The organism is Azospirillum largimobile, assembly GCF_977007025.2.
This window is the reverse complement of the sequence record NZ_CDRMUA020000004.1, coordinates 500,001-524,599: the sequence shown is the minus strand read 5'-3', so window position 1 is coordinate 524,599 and position 24,599 is coordinate 500,001. Positions and strand designations below refer to the sequence as shown.

Genomic DNA, 24,599 nt, shown 5'->3' with positions numbered 1-24,599 from the left:
GTTACTTCTGCTCCTCCAGCCAGCCGGCGATGATCCCCTGGAAGGCGTCGCGGATCGACTCCTCGGCGATCTCCTCAAGGGATTCCGACAGGAATGCGCCGATCAGCAGGCCCTGGGCGGTGTCGCGGTCGATGCCGCGGGCGCGCAGGTAGAACAGCGCGTCGTCGTCCAACTCGCCGGCGGTGCAGCCGTGGCTGCACTTCACGTCGTCGGCATGGATTTCCAGCTCCGGCTTGCTGTCGATCTCGGCCCCGTCGGACAGCAGAAGCGCCCGGTTCAGCTGGTAGCCGTCGGTCTTCTGCGCATCCGGGCAGACGGTGATCTTGCCCTGGAACACCGCGCGGGCGGTGTCGTCGATGACGCCCTTGTAGACCTCGCGGCTGGTGCCGTTCGGCTGGGCGTGGACGATCACCGTGGTGGTGTCGGCATGCTGGGTGCCGCGGACCAGATAGCCGCCGCTGACATGCGTCCGCGCCTCGGTCCCGTCGAGGCGGCTGACCACCTCGTTGCGCGACAGCTTGGCGCCCGTCGTCAGGATGAAGTTGTCGTAGCAGCCGCCGGTCGCCACCGTCGCCGCGATGTGCGACAGGTGGATGGCGCCGGCGCCCTCACGCTGCGACTTGTAATGGTGCAGGATGGCGCCTTCGCCGACGAACACCTCGGTGACGTGGTTCGACAGCGTGGTGCCGGCGCCGCGGCCGACATGGTGTTCGACAACCACCGCCTTCGATCCGGCCTCCGCGATCAGCAGCATGCGCGGATGGCAGGTGGTCGCCTGCGCCTCGGACCCGACGGAGACAAAGACCAGCTCGATGGGCCGTTCCACCCGGACGCCGGCCGGCACATGCAGGACCGGGCCGTCGGCGAGGTAGGCGCTGTTCAGCGCCACCAGCGGCCGGTCGTCGGCAGCGGCGAGGCGGCCGATGTGGTCGGCCAACAGGTCCGCATGGCTGGTCAGCGCGGCGGCGAGGCTCAGCAGTTCCACACCCGGCGGCAAGCTTTCGACCGAGGACAGGTCGGCGCGGAAACGGCCGTCGACGAACACCAGACGCGGACCGTCCTGCCCTTCGGCCCGCACGGTCGGCAGCAGGTCGATGGCTGCCGCCGCCGGGGCCGCCGGCTGGAAGCTGACCTTGGCGAGGTCGCGCAGGTTGGTGTAGCGCCAGCTTTCGTTCCTGATCGTCGGCAGGCCGACGGCGGCGAAGCGCTCACGCCCCGCGGCGCGCAGCTCGTTCAGCCAGGACAGACCGCTGCCGGGCAGGCCGGCGCCCATCTCGTCGAGCGGCGCCAGGAAGGCCGGCGCCGTCGCCGGATCGGCACCGCGCGTCGAGTAGGTCATAGGGTGAAGGGGGGAGGGATGTTGCACCGTCATCACGCCGCCTCGCTCGCGCCGAAGTCGCGGTAGCCGTTCTTCTCCAGCTCCAGCGCCAGTTCCTTGCCGCCCGACTTCACGATGCGGCCGGCGGCCAGCACATGGACATAGTCGGGAACGATGTAGTCGAGCAGGCGCTGGTAGTGGGTGATGACCAGCATCGACCGCTCCGGCGAGCGGAGCGCATTGACGCCCTCCGCAACGATCTTCAGCGCGTCGATGTCGAGGCCGCTGTCCGTCTCGTCGAGGATGGCGAATTTCGGCTCCAGCACCGCCATCTGCAGCGTCTCGTTGCGCTTCTTCTCACCGCCGGAGAAGCCGACATTGACCGCGCGCTTCAGCATCTCGTCCGACATGCCGAGAGCCTTGGTCTTGGCGCGGATCAGCTTCAGGAACTGCATGGCGTCCAGTTCCTTCTCGCCGCGATGCTTGCGGATGGCGTTGATCGCCGTCTTCAGGAAGGTGGTGTTGCCGACGCCGGGGATTTCCACCGGATACTGGAAGGCCAGGAAGACGCCTTCGGCCGCCCGCTCTTCCGGCTCCATCGCCAGCAGGTCCTTGCCGTAATAGGTGACCGAACCCTCCGTGACCTCATAGCCGTCGCGGCCGGCCAGCACGTAGGACATGGTGCTCTTGCCGGCGCCGTTCGGCCCCATGATGGCGTGGACCTCGCCCGGGCGGATGGTCAGGTCGACGCCCTTGAGGATTTCCTTGCCGTCCACGGTGGCGTGCAGGTTCTTGATTTCGATCATCGTCTTCGCCTCGTTGTCGTCTTCTGGCTGCCGGCACGCCGTCCGGTGGCTTCACTCTGTCCTCCGCCTCTCCACGAGGGAGAGGGGAGGGCACGCTCTTACCCCACGCTGCCTTCCAAGCTGATGCCCACCAGCTTCTGCGCCTCCACGGCGAATTCCATGGGGAGTTCCTTCAGGACCTCCTTGCAGAAACCGTTGACGATCAGGGACACCGCGTCCTCCTCCGAGATGCCGCGCTGGCGGCAGTAGAAGAGCTGGTCCTCGCTGATCTTGGCCGTCGTCGCCTCATGCTCGATGCGGGCGGAGCGGTTGCGGCTCTCGATGTAGGGGACCGTGTGGGCGCCGCACTTGTCGCCGATCAGCAGGCTGTCGCACTGGGTGTGGTTGCGCGCACCCTCCGCCTTGGGCAGGATCTTCACCAGCCCGCGGTAGGTCTGCTGCGCCTTGCCGGCCGAGATGCCCTTCGACACGATCGTCGAGCGGGTGTTCTTGCCGATGTGGATCATCTTGGTGCCGGTGTCGGCCTGCTGGAAGTTGTTGGTGATGGCGACCGAATAGAACTCGCCCACCGAATTGTCGCCCTGCAGGATGCAGCTCGGATACTTCCAGGTGATCGCCGAGCCGGTCTCCACCTGCGTCCAGGAGATCTTGGAGTTCCTGCCGCGGCAGGCGCCGCGCTTGGTGACGAAGTTGTAGATGCCGCCGACGCCCTCGGCATTGCCGGGATACCAGTTCTGGACGGTCGAATACTTGATCGTCGCGTCGTCCATCGCCACCAGTTCCACCACCGCGGCATGCAGCTGGTTCTCGTCGCGCTGGGGTGCCGTGCAGCCTTCCAGATAGCTGACGTAAGACCCTTCGTCGGCGATGATCAGCGTCCGCTCGAACTGGCCGGTGTTGGCCTGGTTGATGCGGAAGTAGGTCGACAGCTCCATCGGGCAGCGCACACCCTTGGGGATGTAGACAAAGCTGCCGTCGGTGAACACTGCGCAGTTCAGCGTCGCATAGTAGTTGTCGGTGTAGGGCACCACCGAGCCGAGATACTTCTTCACGAGTTCCGGGTGCTTCTGCACCGCCTCGGAGATCGCGCAGAAGATGATGCCCATCTCCTCCAGCTTCGCCTTGAAGGTGGTGGCGACCGACACGCTGTCGAACACGGCGTCCACGGCGATGGCCGGGCTCTTGCCCTCCGATCCCTCGACGCCGGCCAGGATCTCCTGCTCACGCAGGGGGATGCCCAGCTTCTCGTAGGTCTTCAGCAGTTCCGGATCGACCTCGTCCAGCGACTTCGGCCCGACCTTCTGCTTCGGCGCGGCATAGTAATGCGCGTCCTGATAGTCGATGGGCGGGAAGCTGACGGCGGCCCATTGCGGCTCCTCCATCGTCTGCCAGACGCGGAAAGCCTTCAGGCGCCATTCCAGCAGCCACTCCGGCTCCTCCTTCTTGGCGGAGATGAAGCGGACGATGTCCTCGTTCAGGCCCTTCGGCGCGACGTCGGATTCGATGTCGGTCGTGAAGCCGTACTTGTACTTCTGCTCCGTGACGGCGCGGACCTGCTCGACGGTTTCCGGTTGGGCGGCCATGGCTTTGCCTCGTCCTTCTCAAGAATGCTGTTCGGTGCGCGCCGTTCAATGCGCAGGGCGGGCCGGCTGGGCGGCAGTGGAATTCGTTGCGGCTGCCGGGGCCGGGAAGGTGATGGGGGCCATCATGTCGGCCAGCGTCACCTCCTCCAGCGCGCCGCGAATGGCGCGGTTCACCTTTTCCCAACCGCCGCGCATGGGGCAAAGTTGCTCCACCCCGCATTGGCTGTCGGCGCCGTCGACGCAGGCGGTCAGCGCGATGGGACCGTCGAGCGCCGTGATGATTTCCGCGATGGAGATTGCATCGGCCGGGCGGCTCAGCGCATAACCGCCGGCAGCACCGCGTTGCGAGGTGGTGAGGCCCGCCGGCGTCATCGCCTTCATCAGCTTGGCGACGGTCGGGGCGGGCACGCCGGTGCGATCGGCCAGATGGGCGACGGTATGGACCGCACCCACCTGCCGCGCCATCTCGCTCAACACGACGATGGCATAGTCGGTCAGCTTGCTCAGCCGGATCATGACCGCACCCCGTTTCACCCCGGTTTCGAATACAGGACCAATTTAGTCCTGATTGATCCGGGGGGCAAGGGGCGTTTGTCGATTAAAGTGCAGGGTTTCCGCGGCTTTGGCGCCTATGCATAGCTGATCCGCCGGGAATACCCATCAAGCCTACTTGGTTATAGCGTCGCTCCATCCATCACGCTACAGCCAAGGCGGCGCCCGTTGGCGATGGTGCGGCGGTTTGTCGCAATCTGGGTGGAGAAACGGAAAACCCCGCGCCGGAAGGGCGCGGGGTCGGTCCGATTCAGTTGGGAAGCGGGGGTCAGCCCGGCTTCTTGACTTCCTCGCGGGCGGCGTTGGTGGCTTCCGAAACGACCTCGCGGACGTCCTCCTTGGCCGACTCGACAACGGTCTGGGCCGCGGCCTGGGCGGCGCGGGTGCCGCGGTCGAGCGCGTCCATCGCGATCGCCTTGGCGCGCTCGGTCGCCTCGTCCGCATACTCGCCGACCCACTGCTTCTCATAGCGGGTGCCCGGCAGGGCGGCGCCGATGGCCGCGCCCAGTGCGACACCCATGACCCCGGCGACGATCGGGTGATCCTCCACGAGGTCCCAGAAGCCGGTCGTCATGTCATGGGCGCGGTGGCGCAGATGATCGGTCGACGGCGCCATGGAGGAGAGACGCGACATGCCGCGGCCGGCGTTGCCCTGCGATTGCCGCTGGCCATGGATGTCGCCCCGGCCCGACGCATGATCGTCGTCCGAGCCACCCATCATCCCGCTGACGGTGCCCGAGGCGCTGTCGTAGGCAGAACCGACCGCGCCCGACGCGCTGTCATAGGCGGAGCTGGCGGCGCTGCGCACGCTGTCGGAGGCGCTGCTCAGCGACTCGCGGGCATAATCGACGGCGTCGCCCATGCGGTGGCGGGCCGACCGAACCGTGCTGGACCGGGCGATGCGGCGGTCGTAGCCGGTGCTGGACAGGGCGAGCCAGCCCAGCCCGATGCCGACCAGGGCGAGCGGGATCGGGTTGCTGGTGACGCTGCTCAGCATCGAGCCGTCCGAAGCGGAGCGCGAGCGCGACCCTTTGTAGTGGACGGTCTGGCCGCTCTCGTAACGGTCCGACTGATGCTGGTGGGAACGCTGGGACGGGGTTTCCGGCGTCGCCGGCGTGTAGGTGTGCTTCATGGTGTTCTCCATCAGGGATTGGGGCGACCACCGCGCCAGACTGCCGCGCAGACGTGCGGTGCGGTCGCGCAGCGCATCGACGGTGCCGCCGATGCGCGCGCGGCTGGCGCGGATGTCGCCCTCCAGGGCGTCGAGATCCTGCGGCGTGGCTGCCTGCCCGGCCGCGGGAGTGCTTTTGTCGTCCGCCATCGGCCGGCCCCTAGCGGGCAAGCTGGGACTTGGCCCAACGCTTGTCGTCTTCCAGCGTGTTCATGGTGCGGCGGGGGCGGAGGTTGGCGGGGCTCAGCCGGTTCTTGCCGACGTAAGCCAGGATGCCTCCCACCGCCAGAACCACCACGCCGACGATCAGCGCTGACAGCCATGGGGCCAGGACGTTGGACAGGCCGAGAACCGCAGCGGCAAGCAGGACCAGGACGCCGGCGAAGGCGACCAGTCCGCCGACGGCGATGAAGGCCACGCCGCCGGCGGCCTCGGTGGCCTTGTCGGTCAGCTCGGCCTTCGCCAACGCGATCTCGGATCGGGCGAGGTTGGCGGATTCGCGGGCGAGATCGGCGAACAGGCCGGCGAGCGGCCGGTCCTGCCGCGGATCCCGCGGCTCGTCATAGCGGTTCTCGGCGGCGCTCATGGACGCTGTCCCTGCGGCTTGGAGGTGGAGGAGGTGGTGCCGGCGGCCCCGCCCTGGGTTCCGCTGGTGCCGGTGGTGTTGCCGGTGCCGCCGACTCCAGTGGTGCCGACGCCGGTGGTGCCGGCATTCACGGAGCTGCCGGCGCTGCCGGTGGCGCCCGAAACTCCGGCGGGCGTGCTGACCGTGCTGGTGCCGAGCGCCGTATCGGCCGACGGCGACGCGGTGCGGCCGGTGACGGAGGCCGGCGCGGTGGACAGCGGCATGCCGATGCGGCCGGCGGCAGCCGGCTTCGGCTCACCCAGGCGCTCCGCTCCGCGTTCCGACTCCATGCGACCGGCGAGGCTGCCGGTGTTGACGCTGGTGGAGCCGGTGGTGGGGGTGTCCGCGCTGTGGGACGGGGTGCCGCGGCTGACGGACTCGGCGATGCCGCCGGCCATGCCGCGGCTCGGCGTGCGGTCGGAATCGCGGTTCATGTCGCGGCCGCGGTCGCGGCCGACGTCATACGCGGTGCCGCGGGTGCTGCGCACGGACTGCGACGGGTGGGCGTTGCCGCGCAACGAGGTGGACGCGCGGTGCATCCGGCGCTCGCCGGAGCTCTTGATGAAGCGTGCGGCCAGGAAGCCGACGGCGAAGGCGGCGCCGATGAACACCTCCGGCTGGCGGCGGGCGAAGCCTTCCACCTCGCCGACGATGTCGTCGACCGTGGCGTCGCGCAGCATGTCGGCGACGCGCTCCACACGGTCGGCCGCCTGCACGGCGTAATCGGCGACCACGCCGCCATTCTCCTGGTTCAGCTGCTCGGCGGCCTTGTGCAGGGCGTTGGCGACGCCGCCCAACTGGTCGGCGGCGCGGCCGGTCTGCTGCTCCAGCAGCGAACGGATGCGGCCCTGGGCCTGGCCCAGCGTTTCGCGGCCGGTCTCCATGGCGTCGTCGGCGGCACGGTTGACGGTCTTCTTGATGTCCTCGACGCTGCCGCGCCCGCCCGACGGGGTGTTGGCGGTGGTGGAGCTGCTGCCGGCGGTCGAATGTCCAGTGGTGGAGCCGGTCGGGGTCGTTCCGCCGGTGCCGGTCATGTCGCGGTTCGGCATCGTGTCTTTCCTCCTCGGGATTCCGGTATTCCGCGGCTCCGCGCCTGCGGTTTCGCACCGCCCGTTGCGGAATCGGGTGTCGGGAAGTGAAACACCAGCCAAGCCTTGGGGTTCCACGCAGGGCCTGCGCGAAATGGACAGTTGCGGCGATTGTGCTAAACTTTGCCGCGAACAACTTGGTTCGGCCGGGCCGGAGGGTGGCGGCATGAGCGTCTTCAGCGTGGTGGCGGACGGCCAGTCCGGCCTTTTCCGGCTGCAGCAGGCGAAGAAGCCCTGGGAGAAGGAACTGGAGGCGAAGGACGCCAAGGGCCAACTCGCCCAGAAGGCGGAGCGTGCGCATGCCATGACCCAGCCATCGGCCAAATGGCAGAGCGACAACTCCGCCGCCAGGGCCGCCTTGGAGGAGGCGCGGCGTGTCGGCGGGCCCAAGGAGGCCGCAGCGGCCCGGCTGGAGCAGGTCGAACGCAAAATTGAGCAATTGAAGCTGGCGATGCGCTTCGCCCAGGGCGATGCGCAGAAGCTGGCGGCCTTGGCGCGCGAAGCCGCGTTGCTGGCGCGTGAGGCCGGGCGCGCTGCCAAGGAGTACGGCGCCGGCATCAAGGCCGCGGCGGAACTGGGTCTGCCCGGCGACAGCGCCGCCGCGGCCGGCGGAACGATGCTGTCCAGCGAGACCACCATCACGCGCAGCACCACCAGCCTGACCCTGCAGCAGACCGAACTGACGCTGACCATCGACATTTCGGCGGGGGAGGGGGTTCCGGCCCAAAGCGCCGTCCAAAACGCGGCCGAAACAACCGCCGACCTGATGGCAGCCGGTGCCGCGGCCGATGCCGAGTCCGCTGCCCAAACCGCGTCCCAGGACGGCGCACTGCCCGACGACATTGCCCGGCTGGTCGAGGATGTTCTGTCCGGGCTGGGCGCCGGTGGGATGACCGGACATGGCGTGGCCGCCGGCAGACCAATCAGCGGCCACGGTCCGATGATCCAGCAGATGATGGCCGACAACGCCATGAAGATGTCGCGCTATCGCGAGGCCGATGCTTTCGGCCAGCGGGTGGAAGGCGTGCTTGCCACCTCCAAGCGCATCATCGGTGAGGCCAAGGCCGCCAACATGCTGGAGGAATCGGAAAAACGGCGGCGGGAGCGGCGCGAAGGCTTCAAGGCGGACGACAAGATGGTCGAAGCCGCCCAGAAGGAGGTGAACGCCCTGCGCGCCGCCGCCTTCGGGTCCGGCGAGGCGCTCGGCGCGGCCGGGCTGCTGGGCGGCGGCGATGCGGACGCGGCGGAGATCCCGGGCGTGTCGTCGCCGGTCGCCTCCATTGCCCAGCCGGCTGCGGCCCTCGATCTGCTCGCCTGACCGGGCCCGGCGGACACCAGCCGTCTGCTACCATTTCTCCATACGCTGCGGTGCGACATTGTGTTGACCGGCTCGCGCGGAAGACGCGATAACCGATGAACCAAGACTCCCGGAGAGGAGTCTGCGAACCGAGCGCAAGAGAATGGGACACGCAACGAGATGAGCAACTGGATCCGCCGTGGCGGCCTCGAAATCGCCCAACCGCTGTACGACTTCATCAATGACGAGGCGCTGCCGGGGACCGGTGTCGACGCCGACCGTCTCTGGACCGGCCTCGACCAACTCCTGCACGAGCTGGCGCCGCGCAACAAGGCTCTGCTGGACAAGCGCGACAGCCTGCAGGCCCAGATCGACGAGTGGCATGCCGCCCGCCGCGGCAAGGTCTTCGATCAGGCCGAATACGAGTCCTTCCTGCGCCAGATCGGCTATCTGGTGCCCGAGGGTGGCGACTTCGCCGTCGGCACCGGCAACGTCGATCCGGAGATCGCCTATCTCGCCGGCCCGCAGCTGGTGGTGCCGATCACCAACGCCCGCTATGCCCTGAACGCCGCCAATGCGCGCTGGGGCAGCCTGTACGATGCGCTGTACGGCACCGACGCCATTCCGGGCACTCCGGCGGCCGGCGGCTATGACGCCGCCCGCGGGGCGCAGGTGATCGCCTGGGCGCGCAAGTTCCTGGACGACGCCGTTCCGCTGGCCGAGGGCAGCCATGCCGACGCCACCGGCTATGCGGTCGAGGGCGAGGCGCTGGCGGTCACGCTGAAGAGCGGCGGCAAGACCGGGCTGAAGGACAAGGCCGCCTTCGTCGGCTGGCAGGGCGAGGCTTCGGCGCCGTCGGCCGTGCTGCTGGTGCAGAACGGCACCCACATCGAGATCCGCATCGACCGCAGCAGCGTGATCGGCAAGGACGATCCGGCCGGCGTCGCCGACGTCGTACTGGAAGCCGCCCTGTCGACCATCCAGGACTGCGAGGATTCCGTCGCCGCCGTTGATGCGGAGGACAAGGTCGTCGCCTACCGCAACTGGCTGGGCCTGATGAAGGGCACGCTGGAGGCCAGCTTCCCCAAGGGCGACAAGACCGTCATCCGCAAGCTGAACCCGGACCGCACCTACACCACGCCGACCGGCAGCGTCACCCTGCACGGCCGCAGCCTGCTGCTGGTCCGCAACGTCGGCCACCTGATGACCATCGACATGGTCAAGCTGTCCGACGGCAGCGAGGCGCCGGAAGGCATCCTGGACGGCGTCTTCACCTCGCTGATCGCGCTGCACGATCTGAAGGCTGATGGGGGCTTGCGCAACAGCCGCGCCGGCTCGGTCTACATCGTGAAGCCGAAGATGCACGGCCCCGAAGAGGTCGCCTTCACCGACGAGCTGTTCGGCCGCGTCGAGGACCTGCTGGGCATGGCCCGCAACACCCTCAAGGTCGGCATCATGGACGAGGAGCGGCGCACCACCGTCAACCTCAAGGAGTGCATCCGCGCCGCCAAGGACCGCGTGGTGTTCATCAACACCGGCTTCCTGGACCGCACCGGCGACGAGATCCACACCTCCATGGAGGCCGGCCCGGTCGTCCGCAAGGCGGCGATGAAGGCCACCAAGTGGATCTCGGCCTATGAGGACAACAACGTCGATGTCGGCCTGAAGGCGGGTCTGAAGGGCCGCGCGCAGATCGGCAAGGGCATGTGGGCGATGCCCGACCTGATGGCCGACATGCTGGTCGCCAAGATCGGCCACCCGAAGGCCGGCGCCAACACCGCCTGGGTCCCGTCGCCGACCGCCGCCACCCTGCACGCCACCCACTATCACTCGGTGAATGTGGCCGAGGTGCAGGACCAGCTGGCCAAGCGTCAGGCCGCCGCCCTGTCCGACATCCTGACCATCCCGCTCGCCGACCGCCCCAACTGGTCGGAGGACGAGATCCGGGAGGAGCTGGAGAACAACGCCCAGGGCATCCTCGGCTATGTGGTGCGCTGGATCGACCAGGGCGTCGGCTGCTCCAAAGTGCCGGACATCCACGACGTCGGGCTGATGGAAGACCGCGCCACCCTGCGCATCTCCAGCCAGCACATCGCCAACTGGCTGCATCACGGCATCTGCACCGAGGCCCAGGTGATGGAGGTCATGAAGCGCATGGCCGCCGTCGTCGACAAGCAGAACGCCGGCGACCCGCTGTACAAGCCGATGGCCGGCAACTTCGACGGCAGCATCGCCTTCCAGGCGGCCTGCGATCTGGTGTTCAAGGGCCGTGTCCAGCCGAACGGCTACACCGAGCCGGTCCTGCATGCGCGCCGCCGTCAGGTGAAGGCGGCGGGGTGAGTGAGGGGGCTGAGTTAAGGAGCAGTTAGACCCCCACCTAGCCTCCCCCGCTGGGCGGGGGAGGGACTGCCGCTGCTCTCCCGCATCGGCACTTATCCCCTCCCCCGCCCAGCGGGGGAGGGTTAGGGTGGGGGTCTAACGTCGCTTCCCACCAACTCCCAACACCCGCACCGCCACCTGCTTGGTGTAGGGACTGGCCGCGAAATACTCGTACTGGACCGCATTCTCCACGGCGAATTCCTGGAACGCCCGATACTCGTCGTCGCGCCAGCTGCGATTGCCGATATACTCGTCGAACACGATGACGGTCCCCGGCCGCACCCGGTCCGCGAGCGCGGACAGCACCGTGCGGGCCGACGCGTAGATGTCGCTGTCCACATTCACGAAGCGCACCGGCCCCGCATGACCCGCCAGGAAGGGCGGCAGGCTGTCCTCGAACCACCCCACATGCAGGCGGGCGTTGTCGCGCACCGGCGGCAGCTGGCTGTCGGTGGTCAGCACGCCGCGGGGGGAGTTCACCCAGCCCTCCGGCAGCCCCTCGAACGAGTCGAAGCCGTGGACCTCCTGGCCGGCGGCGTCGGCGATGTGGTCGAGCGAGGTGCCGCGCCGCACGCCGAACTCCAGCACCAGACCGGGCGTGCCGGCGCAGGCCAGCGCATGGCGCAGCAGACGGCCGCTGTTGCCGAACAGGCGGAAGTCGGATGAGAGCTTCGGCAGCAGCGCCCTGGTCCCGTCCGGCAGCGGCCGGCGCTTCGGGTTGTCGCCGATCTCCGCGGCCTCGACCGCATCCGCCTCGGCATCGCGGCCGAGCAGTCGCAGGGTGGCGGCGAGATAGCCCCAGTATTTCCCATTGGCCCCGCCGCAGCGCGTCGCACGGCGCAGGCGGCGCAGCGCCTCGTCGGAGCCGTGACCGTGCAGCGCCTGTGCATGGCTGCCGAACCACGCGGCCGCATGTTCGGGATCGTCGGCCAGCAGCGCATCGAAATGGGCCAGCGATACGCCGTCGCGGCCGAGATAGGCGGCGGCCATCGCCGCCTCGTAACGGATGTCCGGGGAGGTATCGCCGCTTGCCAGCGCCTTGCGCGCCAGGACGAGCGCGTCGTCATAACGGGCGTCGCGGCGCAGCGCGCCGGCCAGTGCCGCCGTCAGGGGTGGGCAGCCGGGGGAAACTCGAACCGCACGCTCGAACCAGCGGACGGCGGGGAAGGGGGCGTTGTCAGCCTGATGGGCTTGCGCCAAGGCGGCGAGGCGATCGACGTCGTCCGGACGGTCCGCCAGCACCCGGCGCAGGCAGGCGATGGCCGCCGGGGCGTCGCGGTGGCCGAGAAGGGCCAGCCCCAACAGATGCAGCCGCTCCAGACCGGTGGGAATGGCGTCGCTGCGCAACAGGCGCAGGGCGGGGCGGTAACGGCGCGCGTCGATCAGGGCGCGCGCCTCGTCCAACAGGTTGGATACCAGGACAGGTTCAGCGGTCAAAATGACTCATTGGGGCAGCCGGCGGAAGGTCCACACCGACGCCGGCGGCAGGTTCCGGGCGATCCAGGCATGGCGCCGCGGCTTCAGCCGCAGCCGCCGGATCAACTCCGGGTTCACCGGGGCGAAGGGGCCGTAGGTGAATTGCACGAAAACCCCGTCGGGCGCCAGCACGGAAAAGGCGCCGCGCACGATCCGCGCCTGGACCGACAGCGGCATGGCGATCAGCGGCAGGCCGGACACCACCGCGTCGCAGGTCTCCCAACCATGGGCCTGGACGATCCGATGCACCCGCGTCGCGTCGCCGCGCACCACAGTCGCATCCGGATGCAGCACCGACAGATGGTCGACGAAGGCGGGGTCCAACTCGACCATCAGCAGATTGCCGGGAATGACGCCATGGCCGAGCAGGGCGGAGGTGACGGGGCCGGTTCCGGGGCCAAGCTCAACCACGCGGCGGTCGGGACCGCATTGGGCGGCCTTCGCCATGGCACGGCACAGTTCGGGACCGCTTGGAGTTACCGATGCGACCTTAAGGGGTGAGCGAATCCAGCGCTCGACAAAAAGCTTGCGTTCAGCAAGTGACATCGACCGACCTCCCAACAGACGCCGGATCAATTCCTCGGCTCTGCTTCAACCCTTTCTACTGAGTTACGTTTCGTTGCGCCAGCCGAATGGATTTTGAATGATCGTTTAACAAAACCGTGACGAAGCCATGAAGCATTATGGTCGTCGAGTATTTCGGTACGCTTGGCCGAAAGGGGTACTCCGTGGCGACGCGGGGCCGCCAACAGCCGTTCCATTCGCGAATCGCCGCTGCAATGTTCTCCTTTTCTTCCACTCCACCGTTGACATGGCCGGGATCGCCGGGGCACCGTTGCGGAACCGGAAGGACTGGGAACCAAGGGACCAGAACACGACATGCCGACGCTCGCGCCCGATCATTCGGACCTGTTCGACGATGCGGGCAAACCGCCCCGGCTGCTGGAACTCGATGTTTCACGGATCCTTCGCAACCCGCATCTGCCGCGCCGCCATTTCGACCCGGAGGAAATGCAGGGGCTGGCCGACTCGATCGCGCATTACGGGTTGAAACAGCCGATTCTGGTGCAGGAGACGGTGGGCGGTCACCGGCTGGTCGCCGGCGAACGCCGGCTGCGCGCCCATGAGATGCTGGGGCTGGCGACCATCTATGCGCTGGTCACCTCCGGCAATCCGGACGAGCTGTCGCTGGTGGAGAATGTGCAGCGCGTCGACCTGGACGCGTTGGAACTGGCGGAGGCGCTGGCCCGGCTGATCGACCGTTTCGGCTACACCCAGGAGCAGCTGGGCCGCATCATCGGCAAGAGCCAGAGCAACATAAGCCATACCCTGCGGCTGAACAGCCTGCCGGAGACGATCAAGCAGGAATATGCCGCCGCCCACCACGACGTCTCCCGCTCCACCCTGATCGAGATCGCCTGGATCAAGGACCTGGAAGAGCAGATGGCGCTGTGGGAGCAGGTGAAGGCCGGTGACGGCACCGTCCAGGCCGCCCGCAGCCGCAAGGATGCCGCCAAGGAGCCGTCGCTGCGCACCATGTCGGCGGTCGGCCGTTTCCTCGACGCGCTGCGCCGCGCCACCGCCAAGCTGGGCGATCCGCGCGAGCACCGCGCCTATGTCGACGACATGCAGCGCCGCGAACTGATCAGCCTGCGCCGCCGCATCGATTTGCTGCTGGGCGACGAACCGATGGTGGATTGAGGGGGAGTGTGTGCTTGTGCCCAGTTAGATCCCAGCTAACCTCCCGCCCAGCTCTCGCACAAAGCTCCGCCATGTGCTGACGCGGCAGGCGGACCGCAGGTCCGCTGAGAGCGGAGGAGCGTTGGAGTTGGGGCAATCGAAACCGACGACCCTCAAACCCCCCGATACCGCCACTCCGCCTCCAGCGCCGCCGCATCGCGGTCGCGCAGGACGGCGACCTCCGCATGGGCCGGAGACAGTTCGCAGACCGGGTCGGCCGCGTCCGCGCTGCCGGCGAGCGCCAATGCTTGGCAGCGGCAGCCGCCCCAGTCTTCTTCCTTTTGGTCGCAGGATTGGCAGGGTTCCGGCATCCAGGCGGTGCCGCGGTAGCGGGCGAAGGCCGGGCCGTCGCGCCAGATGTCGGACAGGCTGCGGTCGTGGACCGTCTCGAACTCCAATCCCGGGATGGTCTCGGCGGCATGGCAGGGTAGGACGCGGCCGCGCGGGGTAACGTTCATGAAACGCCGGGCCCAGCCGCCCATGCAGCTTTTCGGCCGGCGGGCATAGTAATCGGGCACGACGTAATCGACGACGATCCGCCCGGCCAGTTCCGGCAGGCGCGCACGCACCGCGGCGTCCATCGCCAGAAGCTGTTCGCGCGACGGCATCAGCGCCGCCCGGTTGGCGAGCGCCCAGCCGTAATACTGCACATTGGCGATCTCGATCCGACCGGCGCCGAGTTCCATCGCCAGATCGATGACGTCGTTGACCCGGTCGATGTTGTGGCGATGCAGCACGGCATTGATGGTCAGCGCCAAGCCTTGCCGCACCACCGCGCGTGCCACCTCCAGCTTCTTCACATGACCGCCCTTGAAGCCGCCGACGCGGTCGGCGCCGGTGGCCTCCGAATCCTGCAGGCTGATCTGCACATGCTGAAGCCCGGCGCGCTGCAGCCGTTCCAGCCGAGGCTGGTCGAGCAGGACGGCGGAGGTGATCAGGTTGCTGTAGAGCCCGATTTCCGTCGCATGGGCGACAAGCTCCTCCAGATCCTTGCGGACGCAGGGCTCGCCGCCGGAGAAATGGACCTGGAGGGCGCCGACATCGGCGGCCTCGTCCAGCACCCGCTTCCAGGTGGCGGTGTCCAGTTCCGCGCTGGCGGCATCGAGCGCCACCGGGTTGGAGCAGTAGGGGCAGCGCAGCGGGCAGCGATGCGTCAGCTCCATCAGCACGGCGAAGGGCGGTGCCGGGTCAGTTTGGTTCGCGGCGGCGAAGGCGGGCAGGGCGCAGCTCATTGGAAACACCTCCTGGGGACGCGCCTCCTGGGGCACCTCATGTGACGACATAGCCCTTGTTGCGCAGGTCGGTCAGCATCTCCAGCACGTCGGCGGCGACCTCCCCACGCGGGGCGTCGTATTCCGCCGTCAGCCGGTCGATTCCGGCGGCCACGTCGGCGACCTCCGCCCCGACGCAGGCACGCACCACCGCCAGCGCCATCTCGTCCAGCACCAGGAGCCGTTCGGGCGCCATCAGCATCCATTCGCCGCGGCGGCGGTCGTTGCGCAGCATGACGCCGGGCGCCAGCCGCAGCCGGTCGGTTTCGCCGATATGGGGGCTGATATGGGGAGTGAGTGCGTTCACCGGCTGTACCGTGTCGGTTCCATGTCCTCCGGCACGAAGGCGCCGGGCGGGATCAGGTTGGGGGTGACATAGGCGTGATGCAGGGCGTCCAGCTGGGCCCACAGCAGTTCCGTCTTGAAACGGAGCGCGCGCAGGCACTGGCGCTGTTGTTCCGCTGTATGGGCATTGGTCAGCACATATTCCAGCCCGAACTCCACATCGCGCGGCGCCTCGTCCAGCCGCTTGCGGAAGTAGGACAGGGTGCTGTCGTTAGCGAAGGCGTAGTTGCGCTCGAAACCGGCGATGCGCTCGCGATGGATCGACGGCGCGAACAACTCGGTCAGCGAGGACGCCACCGCTTCCAGCAGGGAATGGTCGCGGACGAAGTTGACATAGGCGTCCACTGCGAAGCGGGTGGCGGGCAGGATGCCCTCCAGCGACTTCACGTAGTCGCGGTCCAGCCCCAGACCGTCGGTCAGCCGCAGCCAGCGCTCGATCCCGCCGACCCTGGTCTCGTCCAATTCGCCGGACTGGGTCAGCCCGTCATGGTCCAGCACCCGCTGCAGCCAGGCGCGGCGCAACGCCGGGTCGTCCATGCGGGACATGATGGTCAGGTCCTTGCGCGGGATCGACACCTGATAATAGAAGCGGTTCAGCGCCCAGGCCTGGATCTGCCCCTTCTTCAGCACGCCGCCGTGCAGCAGCTGATGAAAGGGGTGGAGGTCGTGATACTGCCGCTCGCCGATGGCATAGAGAGCGGCGCGGAACTCCTCATGGGACATTAGGGCGCCGGACATCGGGGCAGTTGCATGGTCGGTCATAGGGTCAGCTCCAGCCCGTCATGGGCGATGCGCCAGCCGGCCGCCTCGGCTTCCGCCCGTTCGGGCGAATCCTCCAGCAGGGCGGGGTTCGTGTTGTTGATGTGGATGTAGATCTTGCGGGCGACGTTCAGCGGCGCGAAGGCGGCCATGCTGCCGGCCGGCCCCGACATCGGCATGTGACCCATGCGCCCCGCCGTCTTCACCCCGGTGCCGCTGCGGATCATCTCGTCGTCGGTCCAGGTGGTGCCGTCGAACAGCACCAGCGGCGCGCCATGCAGCCGGTCGGCCAGCCAGCCGGGCATGCCGGCGCAGCCGGGGATGTAGAAGAAGCCCTCATTGGAGCCATTCTTCGACCCGTCGGTCGGTCGGATGCGCAGCGCCACCGTGTCCTCGGCGACGGAACCGAAACCGGGACCGGCCGAGGCATCCTCCAGATAAAGCGCAACCTTGCCCGGCACGGCGAAGACCTCCACCTCCAGCCCCAGCGGGCGGCCGTCGGCTCCGGCGGGGTGGAACGGCTCGCCCAGCGCCATCGGACGGCGGGCGACGAATTCCGGGCTCAACACGTTGAAGACGCTGTTGGCGGCCAGCACGCTATGGACGCGCGGGGTGGCATAGACGGCGAAGGGATGGGATTCGCGAAGGGTCAGCAGACCCGCGACATGGTCGATGTCGGCGTTGGTCAGCAGGGCCGCGGCGATCGGGTTGCCGCGCAGGCCCTCCTTCGGGTGAAGCTGCGGGTTGGCGAGCAGCTGCGCGCCCAGGTCGGGCGAGGCGTTCAGCAGCAGCCAGCGCTCGCCATCGGCACTCACCGCCAGCGACGATTGGGTGCGCGGCTTGGCCGCCGGATCGCCGGTGCGGGCGCGGCGGCAGCCCTCGCAGGCGCAGTTCCATTGCGGGAAGCCCCCGCCGGCCGCCGATCCGAGGACGAGAATCTTCATCGCCACTGCCTTCACGTCTTATCTGAAAACCGTCTTGCCGCGGTTTCTTGGATTGGATGCCGGGGAGGGGATGCGAGCACCCCGTCCCCCCGGCTCCGCATCGACCGGCTTAGAGACCGGCGCAGGCGTAGGCGTTGATTTCGGTGCCGACGGCGATCTCGGTGGTCTTCGGTTTGCGCCAGGTCTTCATTGCGTGATGCTCCTGCTTGCTGACTGTTGCTGACCAAGATGGTTGGCGAGATGAAGAGTAGCGGGCCGGGGCGGAGGACCGCCATGCTACGATGGTGCAATCCGCCACCCCTTTCGGCGACACCGTCCGCAGGCGAGTCAGGGCGCGGACGGGTTGCGTGCGGCGCCGGGCGGCGGGGGCGGCAGCGGATGCGCCTCCTCCGTCGGCAGACCGGCCTCCATCCAGCCGTCGATGCCCGTCGGGTACCAATGGACACGGGCATAGCCAAGCAACACCGCACGCTTGGCGGCGTTCCACGACAGCCAGCAATCGGACAGGCAATAGAACAGCAGATCGCGGGTCCGGTCGCCTGCGGTCAGCCGCTCCAGCTGTGATTCGAACCAGGCCAGGGTCGCATCGTCGGGCGCACCCATGCCGACATTGGGCAACCACACGCTGCCGGGAATCTGGCGGTATGGCTTGGATTGCAGCCAGGGAGCACCGGGGAGCGTGCTGCGCTCCAGCCGCTGTACGAAGATCGGGATGACGCGGCCTTGCGACAGCAGGGTCTGCACCGCCGGCGTGTCGACCGTCTCGCCGCCGGCAATGCCGTCCGGCGTGGGGGACCGGTAGTCGGACAGGCGGTAGCCGTCGGGCTGGGGGATACCGGCGGCGAGGGCGGGGGTGGAGACTGCGAGGAGAAGAAGGAGTGCGGTGATCTTTGAGAAGTTAGACCCCCACCCTAACCCTCCCCCGCTGGGCGGGAGAGGGAACTCCGCCGCTCCTGCGCCAATCTCCCTCCCCCGCCCAGCGGGGGAGGGTCGGGGTGGGGGCAATTCGTCGTCGACTCTCACCGCCGCTCGGCCAGCACGCGGTTGGCGATCACCACCGCCTGGGTGCGGCTGTAGACCTTCAGCTTCTGCAGGATGGCGGAGACATGCGCCTTCACCGTCGTTTCGGTGATGCTGAGGTCGAAGGCGATCTCCTTGTTCAGCTTGCCGGTGCCGAGCAACTCCAGCACCCGCAGCTGCTGTGCGGTCAGGGTGGCGATGCGCCGCGCGATCTCCGCGGTTTCGGCGTCCTCCGCCTCTTCTGCGGCGGTCTCTTCCCCGGCGGACGGCGGAACGTAAAGCTCGCCGTTCAACACCTGCCGCAGGGCCGCTGCAATGGCATCGCGCGGGGTCGATTTGGGGATGAAGCCGGCGGCTCCGCTCTCCATCGCCTCGCGAACCCAGCGCCGTTCCTCATGGGCGGACACGACGACGACCGGCGTCGCCGGAAAGCGCTGGCGCAGCGTGCGCAGCCCGCCCAGCCCGTTCATGCCCGGCATGTTGACGTCGAGAAGCACGAGGTCGAGGTCGCCGCGCTCCTCCAGCGCCTGCATGACGCTGTCGAGGCGGTCCGCCTCCATCACGTCGGTGGCTTGGCAGGAATAGAGAACCGCGCTGCGCAAAGCGTCGCGCACCATCGGGTGATCATCGGCAATCAGGATCCGGGTCATGGCCTGCGGTTCCCTGTGCAGCGGCGGGCGGGGCGGGATATGGTAAAAAGTCTCTCGCTCATTGTGTCAGACCGAAATGGGGGGGCGCAACACCGCGAATGACACGAATTGTTTTGTGCGCGAACATGCCGCACCGCCATCAGTGTTACTCCCTTCGGTCCCGGCCTCTGTGATCACTCCTCGTGCACGGTTTCCAGCCAGGAGCGGATGGCCCACAGCGCCTCCTGCCCCAGCGCCTCGCCGAAGGCCGGCATGTAGGTGACGCCGTTGCGGATCGAGCCGTTGATCACGCGCTCCTTGTACCATTCGTCGCCGGCATCGCCCTTTTCGAGATAGCGCAGGTCGGGTGCGATGCCGCCGGACACGGCGCCCAGCCCATGGCAGCGTGCGCAATTCTGGTTGAAGGCGGAGGACCCGATCTCGATGGCGCGCTGGTTGCTGCGGTAGGGATTGCTGTCGCGCCATTTGTCGCCCAGCTTCTCGAGTCCGCTGGTGTCGACCGCCTGCGGGACGACATCGCCATGGGCATGGACCGGACCGGGCAGCGCCAGTGCCAGCACTCCGGCCAGGGCGGCGGCATGCAGTGCCGGACGGCGACGGGGGAGGGGAGGCGGCGTGGCGGGGCTGAGCGTCATCGGTGCGTCCTCTTCCTGCATCCTTGCTTGTGGCCCCGCCGCAGTCCGATCGCCCGTTGTCCAAGGATTTGCGGGCATGCGGGACGGTTGCAAGGCCGGATTGCGGCCGAGGATAGCAATCGTTCGTTCGCTTAATTATTCGACAATGGTACAAGACCGCGAGGCGCCGCCATGCTCAAGCCCGGCCGAACCGTCCGGCGGCAACCTGAACGATGGTCGGATGACGCATGCGGCAGGGTCGCGCGCTCCGGTCACGCCAGTGGCGGGAGCCGCCCGGCATTGATCGCCGCCTTCACCTTCGCCAGCTGCCGCACCGCCGGATCGCCGAGCCGCAGCGCCACGCCAGTCGACAGCACGTCGATCAGCGTCAGGTGGACCAGCCGCGACGCCATCGGCGTGTACATCTCCGTATCCTCCACCGGCTGGCTGGCGATGACCACGCTCGCCATGCTGGCCAGCGGAGACCGCGGGGCGGTGATCGCGACCACCGCCGTGCCCTGTGCCCGCGCCGCCGCCGCCAACTCGTTGATCGCCCCGCTGCGCCCTGTGTTGGACAGCGCCAGCAGCACCCCGCCGGCTCCCATGTTGACCAGCAGCATGCGCGCCAGCACCGGGTCGGCGCAGGGCTGGGCATCGGCGCCGAAGCGCAGCAGCTTGTGCGCCGCATCCTGGGCCAACGCGTTGGACCCGCCGGTGCCGACGCACAGCACCCGCGGTGCCGCCGCCAACAGGGCGATGGCCCGATCCAGCGCCTGTTCGTCCAGCGTGGCGGAGGCGGCCGTCAGTGCCGCGGCGCTCGATGAAAAAATTTTTCGCGCCAGCGTGCCGACATCGTCGTCGGGCGCCACATCCTGGCTGACATAGGGCGTTCCGCTCCGCACCTCGTCGCGCAGGGCGTCGCGCGCTTGGCATTCGGCGAGACGCAGCTTGAAATCCGGAAAACCGGCGCAGCCGACGCTGCGGCAGAAGCGCACCACCGTAGCCTCGCTCACCTCCGCCGCCTGAGCGAGCGATGTGACGTTCAGATCCAGCACCCGGCGCGGTTCGGCCAGCACCAGATCGGCGATCTGTCCCTCCGACCGCTTCAACGCGCCTCGCAGCCGGCGGATCTCATCCAGTATATCCAATGGTGCAGTGATGGCGGCAGCGCTGTTGACCGGGGGTGGCATGGCGTAAAGTTACTTTCCTGGAAAGCCCCGCGGGGGACGGCATCCCTGCCGGAAGGCGGCGTTCACTATGAAGAATTTTTCCGCACATGGCGAGAAATCCAGTGCCGGAACTCCATGTATGAAAAAAATTTTCTTCACACGCTGCCGCCCCTGGCGTATGGTCCGGTCCGGAAATCATCGCCTCCCTCTAACGGTCGAGACGCGATCATGAGCAAGCCCGCCCCCCTGAATTCTGTCGTCGCCCGCGTGACGGAGCGTATTGCCGAACGCAGCCGCGACCGCCGTGCGGCCTATCTGGCCCGGCTGGAAAGCGCCGGCGGGAAGCCCCGCCGCCATCGCCTGGGCTGCGCCAATCTCGCCCACGCCTTCGCCGCCTGCGCGGCGGACGACAAGGCGGCTCTGCGGGGTGAGAAGCAGCCGTCGATCGGCATCGTCACCGCCTACAACGACATGCTCTCCGCCCACCAGCCCTACGAGCGCTATCCCGCCATGATCCGGGAGTCGGTGCGTGCGGCCGGCGGCGTGGCGCAGGTCGCCGGCGGCGTGCCCGCCATGTGCGACGGGGTCACCCAGGGTTATGAGGGGATGGAGCTGTCGCTGTTCAGCCGCGATGTCATCGCGCTGGCGACCGGCGTGGCGCTGTCCCACGCCACCTTCGACGGCGTGCTGTGCCTGGGCATCTGCGACAAGATCGTCCCCGGCCTGATGATCGGCTCGCTCGCCTTCGGCCATCTGCCGACGATCTTCGTGCCCGCCGGCCCGATGCCGTCCGGCCTGTCCAATGCCGACAAGGCAAAGGCGCGCCAGCTCTACGCTCAGGGCAAGGTCGGGCGGGAGGAGCTGCTGGACGCCGAGTCCAAGTCCTACCACGCGCCCGGCACCTGCACCTTCTACGGTACGGCCAACACCAACCAGATGCTGATGGAGATCATGGGCCTGCACCTGCCGGGCGCCAGCTTCGTCAACCCCAACACGCCGCTGCGCGATGCGCTGACCGACGCCGCCGCCCGCCGGGTGGTGGCGATGACGGCCCCCGGCGCCGGCACGCCGATCGGCCGCATCGTCGACGAACGCGCGCTGGTCAACGGCATCGTCGGGCTGCTCGCGACCGGCGGTTCGACCAATCACACCCTGCACATCCCGGCCATTGCTGCCGCCGCCGGCATCGAGCTGAACTGGGAGGATTTCTCGGAGCTGTCGGCGGTCGTGCCGCTGCTGACCCGCGTCTATCCCAACGGCAGCGCCGACGTGAACCGCTTCCATCAGGCAGGCGGCATGCCCTTCGTCATCGGCCAGCTGATCGACGCAGGCCTCGTCCACACCGACATCTCCACCATCCTGGGCGAGGGCGGGCTGGAGCCCTACCGCAGCATGCCGGACCTCGACGAGGGCGGCGCCCTGACCTGGACCCGTGCCGGCACCGACCAGAGCGGCGACCCGACGGTCGTGGCCACCACCGCGGCACCCTTCGCGGCCGAAGGCGGCCTGCGCGTGCTGACCGGCAATCTCGGCCGCGGCGTCATCAAGACCTCGGCGGTCAAGCCGGAACATCGCGTCGTCGAGGCCCCGGCCCGTGTCTTCGACAACCAGGAAGCCGTCCAGGCTGCCTTCCGTGCCGGCGAACTCGACCGCGATGTGATCGTGGTCGTCCGCTACCAGGGGCCCGGCGCGAACGGCATGCCGGAGCTGCACAAGCTGACGCCGCCGCTGGGCGTGCTGCAGGACAAGGGCTTCAAGGTCGCGCTGGTGACCGACGGCCGCATGTCCGGGGCCTCGGGCAAGGTGCCGGCCGCCATCCACGTCACGCCGGAAGTGCAGGGCGGCGGCCCGCTCGGCCGTGTGCGCGACGGCGACATGCTGCGACTGGACGCGGAGTCCGGGACGCTCGACGCCCTGGTCGACGCTGCGGAGTGGGAAAGCCGCGGCGCCCCACCGCCGCCGAGCGAGGATGCCTCCCACGGCTGCGGTCGCGAGCTGTTCTCCCTGTTCCGCCACAATGCCGGCCCAGCGGAGAGCGGCGCCTCGGTTCTCAACCTGCTGGGCTGATCCGGCGGAATTCCATGGACGTTCGGGCCGGCGCCGGGCCATGCCGGCCCGGATTGTGACCGGCCCATCCCTGTGGCACCATGACGCACGGGTTGCGTGAGGCACCGTGCCACCGATGTCGAGAGGTCCGAAGATGCAACCCCGCTCCACCGTCGCCGCTCCCGCACTGCCTCCCTTCGACTACACCGTGTTCGGCGGCACCGGCGATCTGGCCCTGCGCAAGCTGCTGCCGGCACTCTATCTCCGCGACAAGGCGGGGCAGGTGGCCGACGGCAGCCGCATCATCGGTGTCTCGCGCAGCCCGCTGAGCCCGTCCGACTACCGCGCGAAGGCGGAGCAGGCGATCCTACAGCATGTCCACGCCGACGAGCGCGACATCGCCCTGATCGCGCGCTTCCTGGAACGGCTGGATTATGTTCCGGTCGATGCCACCTCCGACGACGGCTGGCGCGAACTGGCGGAACGGCTGGAAAACCCGCCGGCCCAACGCGCCGGCGCGGTGCGCATCTTCTATCTCGCGACCTCGCCCGGCCTGTTCGGCCCGATCTGCGATCAGCTGCGTGCCTTCGGTTTGGCCACCGCGGACTCCCGCGTCGTTCTGGAAAAGCCTATCGGTCGCGACCTCGCTTCGGCGCAGGAGATCAACGATCAGGTCGGCGCCGTCTTCTCCGAGCAGCAGATCTACCGCATCGACCACTATCTGGGTAAGGAGACGGTGCAGAACCTGCTGGCTCTGCGCTTCGGCAACTCCCTGTTCGAGCCGTTGTGGAACGCCAGCCATATCGATCATGTGCAGATCACCGTCGCCGAGACTGTCGGCGTTGAGGAGCGCGGCGGTTACTACGACCAGTCCGGCGCCCTGCGCGACATGGTGCAGAACCATCTGCTGCAGCTCGTCTGTCTGGTCGGCATGGAATGCCCGATCTCGCTGGCCCAGGAATCGGTGCGCGACGAGAAGCTGAAGGTGCTGCGTTCGCTCAAGCCGATCGGGACCGACGAGATCGGCGGCTGCACCGTCCGCGGGCAATATCGCGCCGGTGCGGTAGCCGGCGGTGCGGTGCCCGGCTATCTCGACGAGCCCGGCATCCCGCCCGGCAGCGGCACCGAGACCTTCGTCGCGCTGAAGCTGGAGATCGACAACTGGCGCTGGGCCGGCGTGCCCTTCTATTTGCGCAGCGGCAAGCGCCTGCCGGCCAAGATGTCGGAGATCGTCATCCAGTTCCGCCCGATCCGCCATTCGATCTTCCCACAGGCAGCGGGCGAGTTGCAGGCCAACCGCCTGATCGTCCGGCTGCAGCCCGATGAGAGCATCCGCCTGCACCTGATGACGAAGGAGCCGGGACCGGGCGGCATGCGTCTGCGTCCGGCCGCTCTCAACCTCAGCTTCGCCCAGACCTTCGGCGGCCGCTTCCCCGATGCCTATGAACGGCTGCTGATGGATGTGGTGCGCGGCAACTCCACCCTCTTCATGCGCCGCGACGAGGTCGAGGCTGCATGGCAGTGGGCGGAGCCGATCATCGACGGCTGGGCGGCCCGGCACGAGATGCCGAAGCCCTATATCGCCGGTACCTGGGGGCCCTCGCAGTCCATCGCCCTGATCGAACGCGACGGCCGCACCTGGCACGACGACGAGATCCCATCGGCCGCCTTCTGAGCGGGTCGCTCGAAAAATCGACATGGCACTGAAAAAAGTGCTTGCGCGGTTTGGGGCGGGCCGCATATAAG

The 24,599-nt window shown here is 68.1% G+C and carries 23 protein-coding genes; 5 read left to right on the top strand and 18 right to left on the bottom strand.

All coding sequences use genetic code 11. The features are described from left to right. Position 1: 1 nt before the first annotated feature. The 7 genes from sufD to ACWPKK_RS23870 form a co-directional block, all read right to left on the bottom strand. Positions 2-1,372 carry a Fe-S cluster assembly protein SufD gene (gene sufD / locus ACWPKK_RS23900; protein ID WP_452009239.1) on the bottom strand — a complete coding sequence of 457 codons (1,371 nt, stop codon included), beginning with the start codon at positions 1,370-1,372 and terminating at the stop codon, positions 2-4. Further along, the gene (sufC, locus tag ACWPKK_RS23895) at positions 1,372-2,124 is read right to left on the bottom strand and encodes a Fe-S cluster assembly ATPase SufC (RefSeq protein ID WP_149225614.1); all 753 of its coding nucleotides are present in this window, start codon (positions 2,122-2,124) and stop codon (positions 1,372-1,374) included. The genes sufD and sufC overlap by 1 nt, the downstream gene beginning before the upstream one ends. A 98-nt stretch (positions 2,125-2,222) precedes the next feature. Beyond that, a complete protein-coding gene (gene sufB / locus ACWPKK_RS23890) occupies positions 2,223-3,707 on the bottom strand; it encodes a Fe-S cluster assembly protein SufB (RefSeq protein ID WP_452009236.1) in 1,485 nt (494 codons plus the stop codon). A gap of 45 nt (positions 3,708-3,752) precedes the next feature. Further along, the gene (locus tag ACWPKK_RS23885; protein ID WP_324869961.1) at positions 3,753-4,223 is read right to left on the bottom strand and encodes an SUF system Fe-S cluster assembly regulator; all 471 of its coding nucleotides are present in this window, start codon (positions 4,221-4,223) and stop codon (positions 3,753-3,755) included. A gap of 304 nt (positions 4,224-4,527) precedes the next feature. Beyond that, positions 4,528-5,580 carry a hypothetical protein gene (locus ACWPKK_RS23880; RefSeq protein WP_452009233.1) on the bottom strand — a complete coding sequence of 351 codons (1,053 nt, stop codon included), beginning with the start codon at positions 5,578-5,580 and terminating at the stop codon, positions 4,528-4,530. Positions 5,581-5,590: 10 nt separating this feature from the next. Next, positions 5,591-6,016 carry a phage holin family protein gene (locus tag ACWPKK_RS23875; RefSeq protein WP_324869963.1) on the bottom strand — a complete coding sequence of 142 codons (426 nt, stop codon included), beginning with the start codon at positions 6,014-6,016 and terminating at the stop codon, positions 5,591-5,593. Next, on the bottom strand, positions 6,013-7,104 hold the full coding sequence (locus ACWPKK_RS23870; protein ID WP_452009229.1) for a hypothetical protein: 1,092 nt from the start codon (positions 7,102-7,104) through the stop codon (positions 6,013-6,015). Before ACWPKK_RS23870 ends, ACWPKK_RS23875 begins: the two co-directional genes overlap by 4 nt. Before the next feature lie 205 nt (positions 7,105-7,309). Between ACWPKK_RS23870 and ACWPKK_RS23865 the strand changes: the two genes are divergently transcribed. Together ACWPKK_RS23865 and ACWPKK_RS23860 are read left to right on the top strand one after the other, a co-directional pair. Then, a complete protein-coding gene (locus ACWPKK_RS23865) occupies positions 7,310-8,461 on the top strand; it encodes a hypothetical protein (protein ID WP_452009226.1) in 1,152 nt (383 codons plus the stop codon). Between the two features lie 159 nt (positions 8,462-8,620). Further along, the gene (locus tag ACWPKK_RS23860) at positions 8,621-10,780 is read left to right on the top strand and encodes a malate synthase G (RefSeq protein WP_452009224.1); all 2,160 of its coding nucleotides are present in this window, start codon (positions 8,621-8,623) and stop codon (positions 10,778-10,780) included. Positions 10,781-10,915: 135 nt separating this feature from the next. Here ACWPKK_RS23860 and ACWPKK_RS23855 read toward each other — a convergent pair whose 3' ends face one another. After that, on the bottom strand, positions 10,916-12,256 hold the full coding sequence (locus ACWPKK_RS23855) for a class I SAM-dependent methyltransferase (protein ID WP_452009221.1): 1,341 nt from the start codon (positions 12,254-12,256) through the stop codon (positions 10,916-10,918). A gap of 6 nt (positions 12,257-12,262) precedes the next feature. After that, positions 12,263-12,742, bottom strand: a complete 480-nt coding sequence (locus ACWPKK_RS23850; protein WP_452009219.1) for a class I SAM-dependent methyltransferase — start codon at positions 12,740-12,742, stop codon at positions 12,263-12,265. A 432-nt stretch (positions 12,743-13,174) separates the two neighbouring features. On the opposite strand from ACWPKK_RS23850, the gene ACWPKK_RS23845 reads away from it, so the two are divergent. Next, positions 13,175-13,996, top strand: coding sequence for a ParB/RepB/Spo0J family partition protein (locus tag ACWPKK_RS23845; RefSeq protein WP_324869969.1), 822 nt, complete (start codon positions 13,175-13,177; stop codon positions 13,994-13,996). Between the two features lie 152 nt (positions 13,997-14,148). On the opposite strand, the gene pqqE is transcribed toward ACWPKK_RS23845, so the two are convergent. From pqqE to ACWPKK_RS23800, 9 genes are all read right to left on the bottom strand, one after another. Continuing rightward, the gene (pqqE, locus tag ACWPKK_RS23840; RefSeq protein WP_452009217.1) at positions 14,149-15,267 is read right to left on the bottom strand and encodes a pyrroloquinoline quinone biosynthesis protein PqqE; all 1,119 of its coding nucleotides are present in this window, start codon (positions 15,265-15,267) and stop codon (positions 14,149-14,151) included. 37 nt (positions 15,268-15,304) lie between these two features. Beyond that, positions 15,305-15,613 carry a pyrroloquinoline quinone biosynthesis peptide chaperone PqqD gene (pqqD, locus tag ACWPKK_RS23835; RefSeq protein ID WP_452009215.1) on the bottom strand — a complete coding sequence of 103 codons (309 nt, stop codon included), beginning with the start codon at positions 15,611-15,613 and terminating at the stop codon, positions 15,305-15,307. Then, a complete protein-coding gene (gene pqqC, locus ACWPKK_RS23830; protein WP_452009213.1) occupies positions 15,610-16,413 on the bottom strand; it encodes a pyrroloquinoline-quinone synthase PqqC in 804 nt (267 codons plus the stop codon). Before pqqC ends, pqqD begins: the two co-directional genes overlap by 4 nt. After that, positions 16,410-17,354, bottom strand: a complete 945-nt coding sequence (pqqB, locus tag ACWPKK_RS23825; protein ID WP_452009210.1) for a pyrroloquinoline quinone biosynthesis protein PqqB — start codon at positions 17,352-17,354, stop codon at positions 16,410-16,412. Before pqqB ends, pqqC begins: the two co-directional genes overlap by 4 nt. A 109-nt stretch (positions 17,355-17,463) precedes the next feature. Further along, entirely contained in the window at positions 17,464-17,544 is an 81-nt protein-coding gene (gene pqqA / locus ACWPKK_RS23820) for a pyrroloquinoline quinone precursor peptide PqqA (protein ID WP_014249839.1), read from the bottom strand. Between the two features lie 137 nt (positions 17,545-17,681). Then, positions 17,682-18,377 carry a rhodanese-like domain-containing protein gene (locus tag ACWPKK_RS23815; protein ID WP_452009208.1) on the bottom strand — a complete coding sequence of 232 codons (696 nt, stop codon included), beginning with the start codon at positions 18,375-18,377 and terminating at the stop codon, positions 17,682-17,684. Next, the gene (locus tag ACWPKK_RS23810) at positions 18,374-19,024 is read right to left on the bottom strand and encodes a response regulator transcription factor (RefSeq protein WP_324869974.1); all 651 of its coding nucleotides are present in this window, start codon (positions 19,022-19,024) and stop codon (positions 18,374-18,376) included. Before ACWPKK_RS23810 ends, ACWPKK_RS23815 begins: the two co-directional genes overlap by 4 nt. Before the next feature lie 173 nt (positions 19,025-19,197). After that, positions 19,198-19,659 (bottom strand): cytochrome c-550 PedF, encoded by a 462-nt coding sequence (pedF, locus tag ACWPKK_RS23805; protein ID WP_324869975.1) that lies wholly within the window; start codon positions 19,657-19,659, stop codon positions 19,198-19,200. A gap of 251 nt (positions 19,660-19,910) precedes the next feature. Continuing rightward, positions 19,911-20,828 carry an SIS domain-containing protein gene (locus ACWPKK_RS23800; RefSeq protein WP_452009205.1) on the bottom strand — a complete coding sequence of 306 codons (918 nt, stop codon included), beginning with the start codon at positions 20,826-20,828 and terminating at the stop codon, positions 19,911-19,913. 207 nt (positions 20,829-21,035) lie between these two features. Between ACWPKK_RS23800 and edd the strand changes: the two genes are divergently transcribed. Then, positions 21,036-22,874 carry a phosphogluconate dehydratase gene (edd, locus tag ACWPKK_RS23795; RefSeq protein ID WP_452009203.1) on the top strand — a complete coding sequence of 613 codons (1,839 nt, stop codon included), beginning with the start codon at positions 21,036-21,038 and terminating at the stop codon, positions 22,872-22,874. 133 nt (positions 22,875-23,007) lie between these two features. Next, positions 23,008-24,528, top strand: a complete 1,521-nt coding sequence (zwf, locus tag ACWPKK_RS23790) for a glucose-6-phosphate dehydrogenase (protein ID WP_324869978.1) — start codon at positions 23,008-23,010, stop codon at positions 24,526-24,528. The last annotated feature ends 71 nt before the right edge of the window (positions 24,529-24,599 follow it).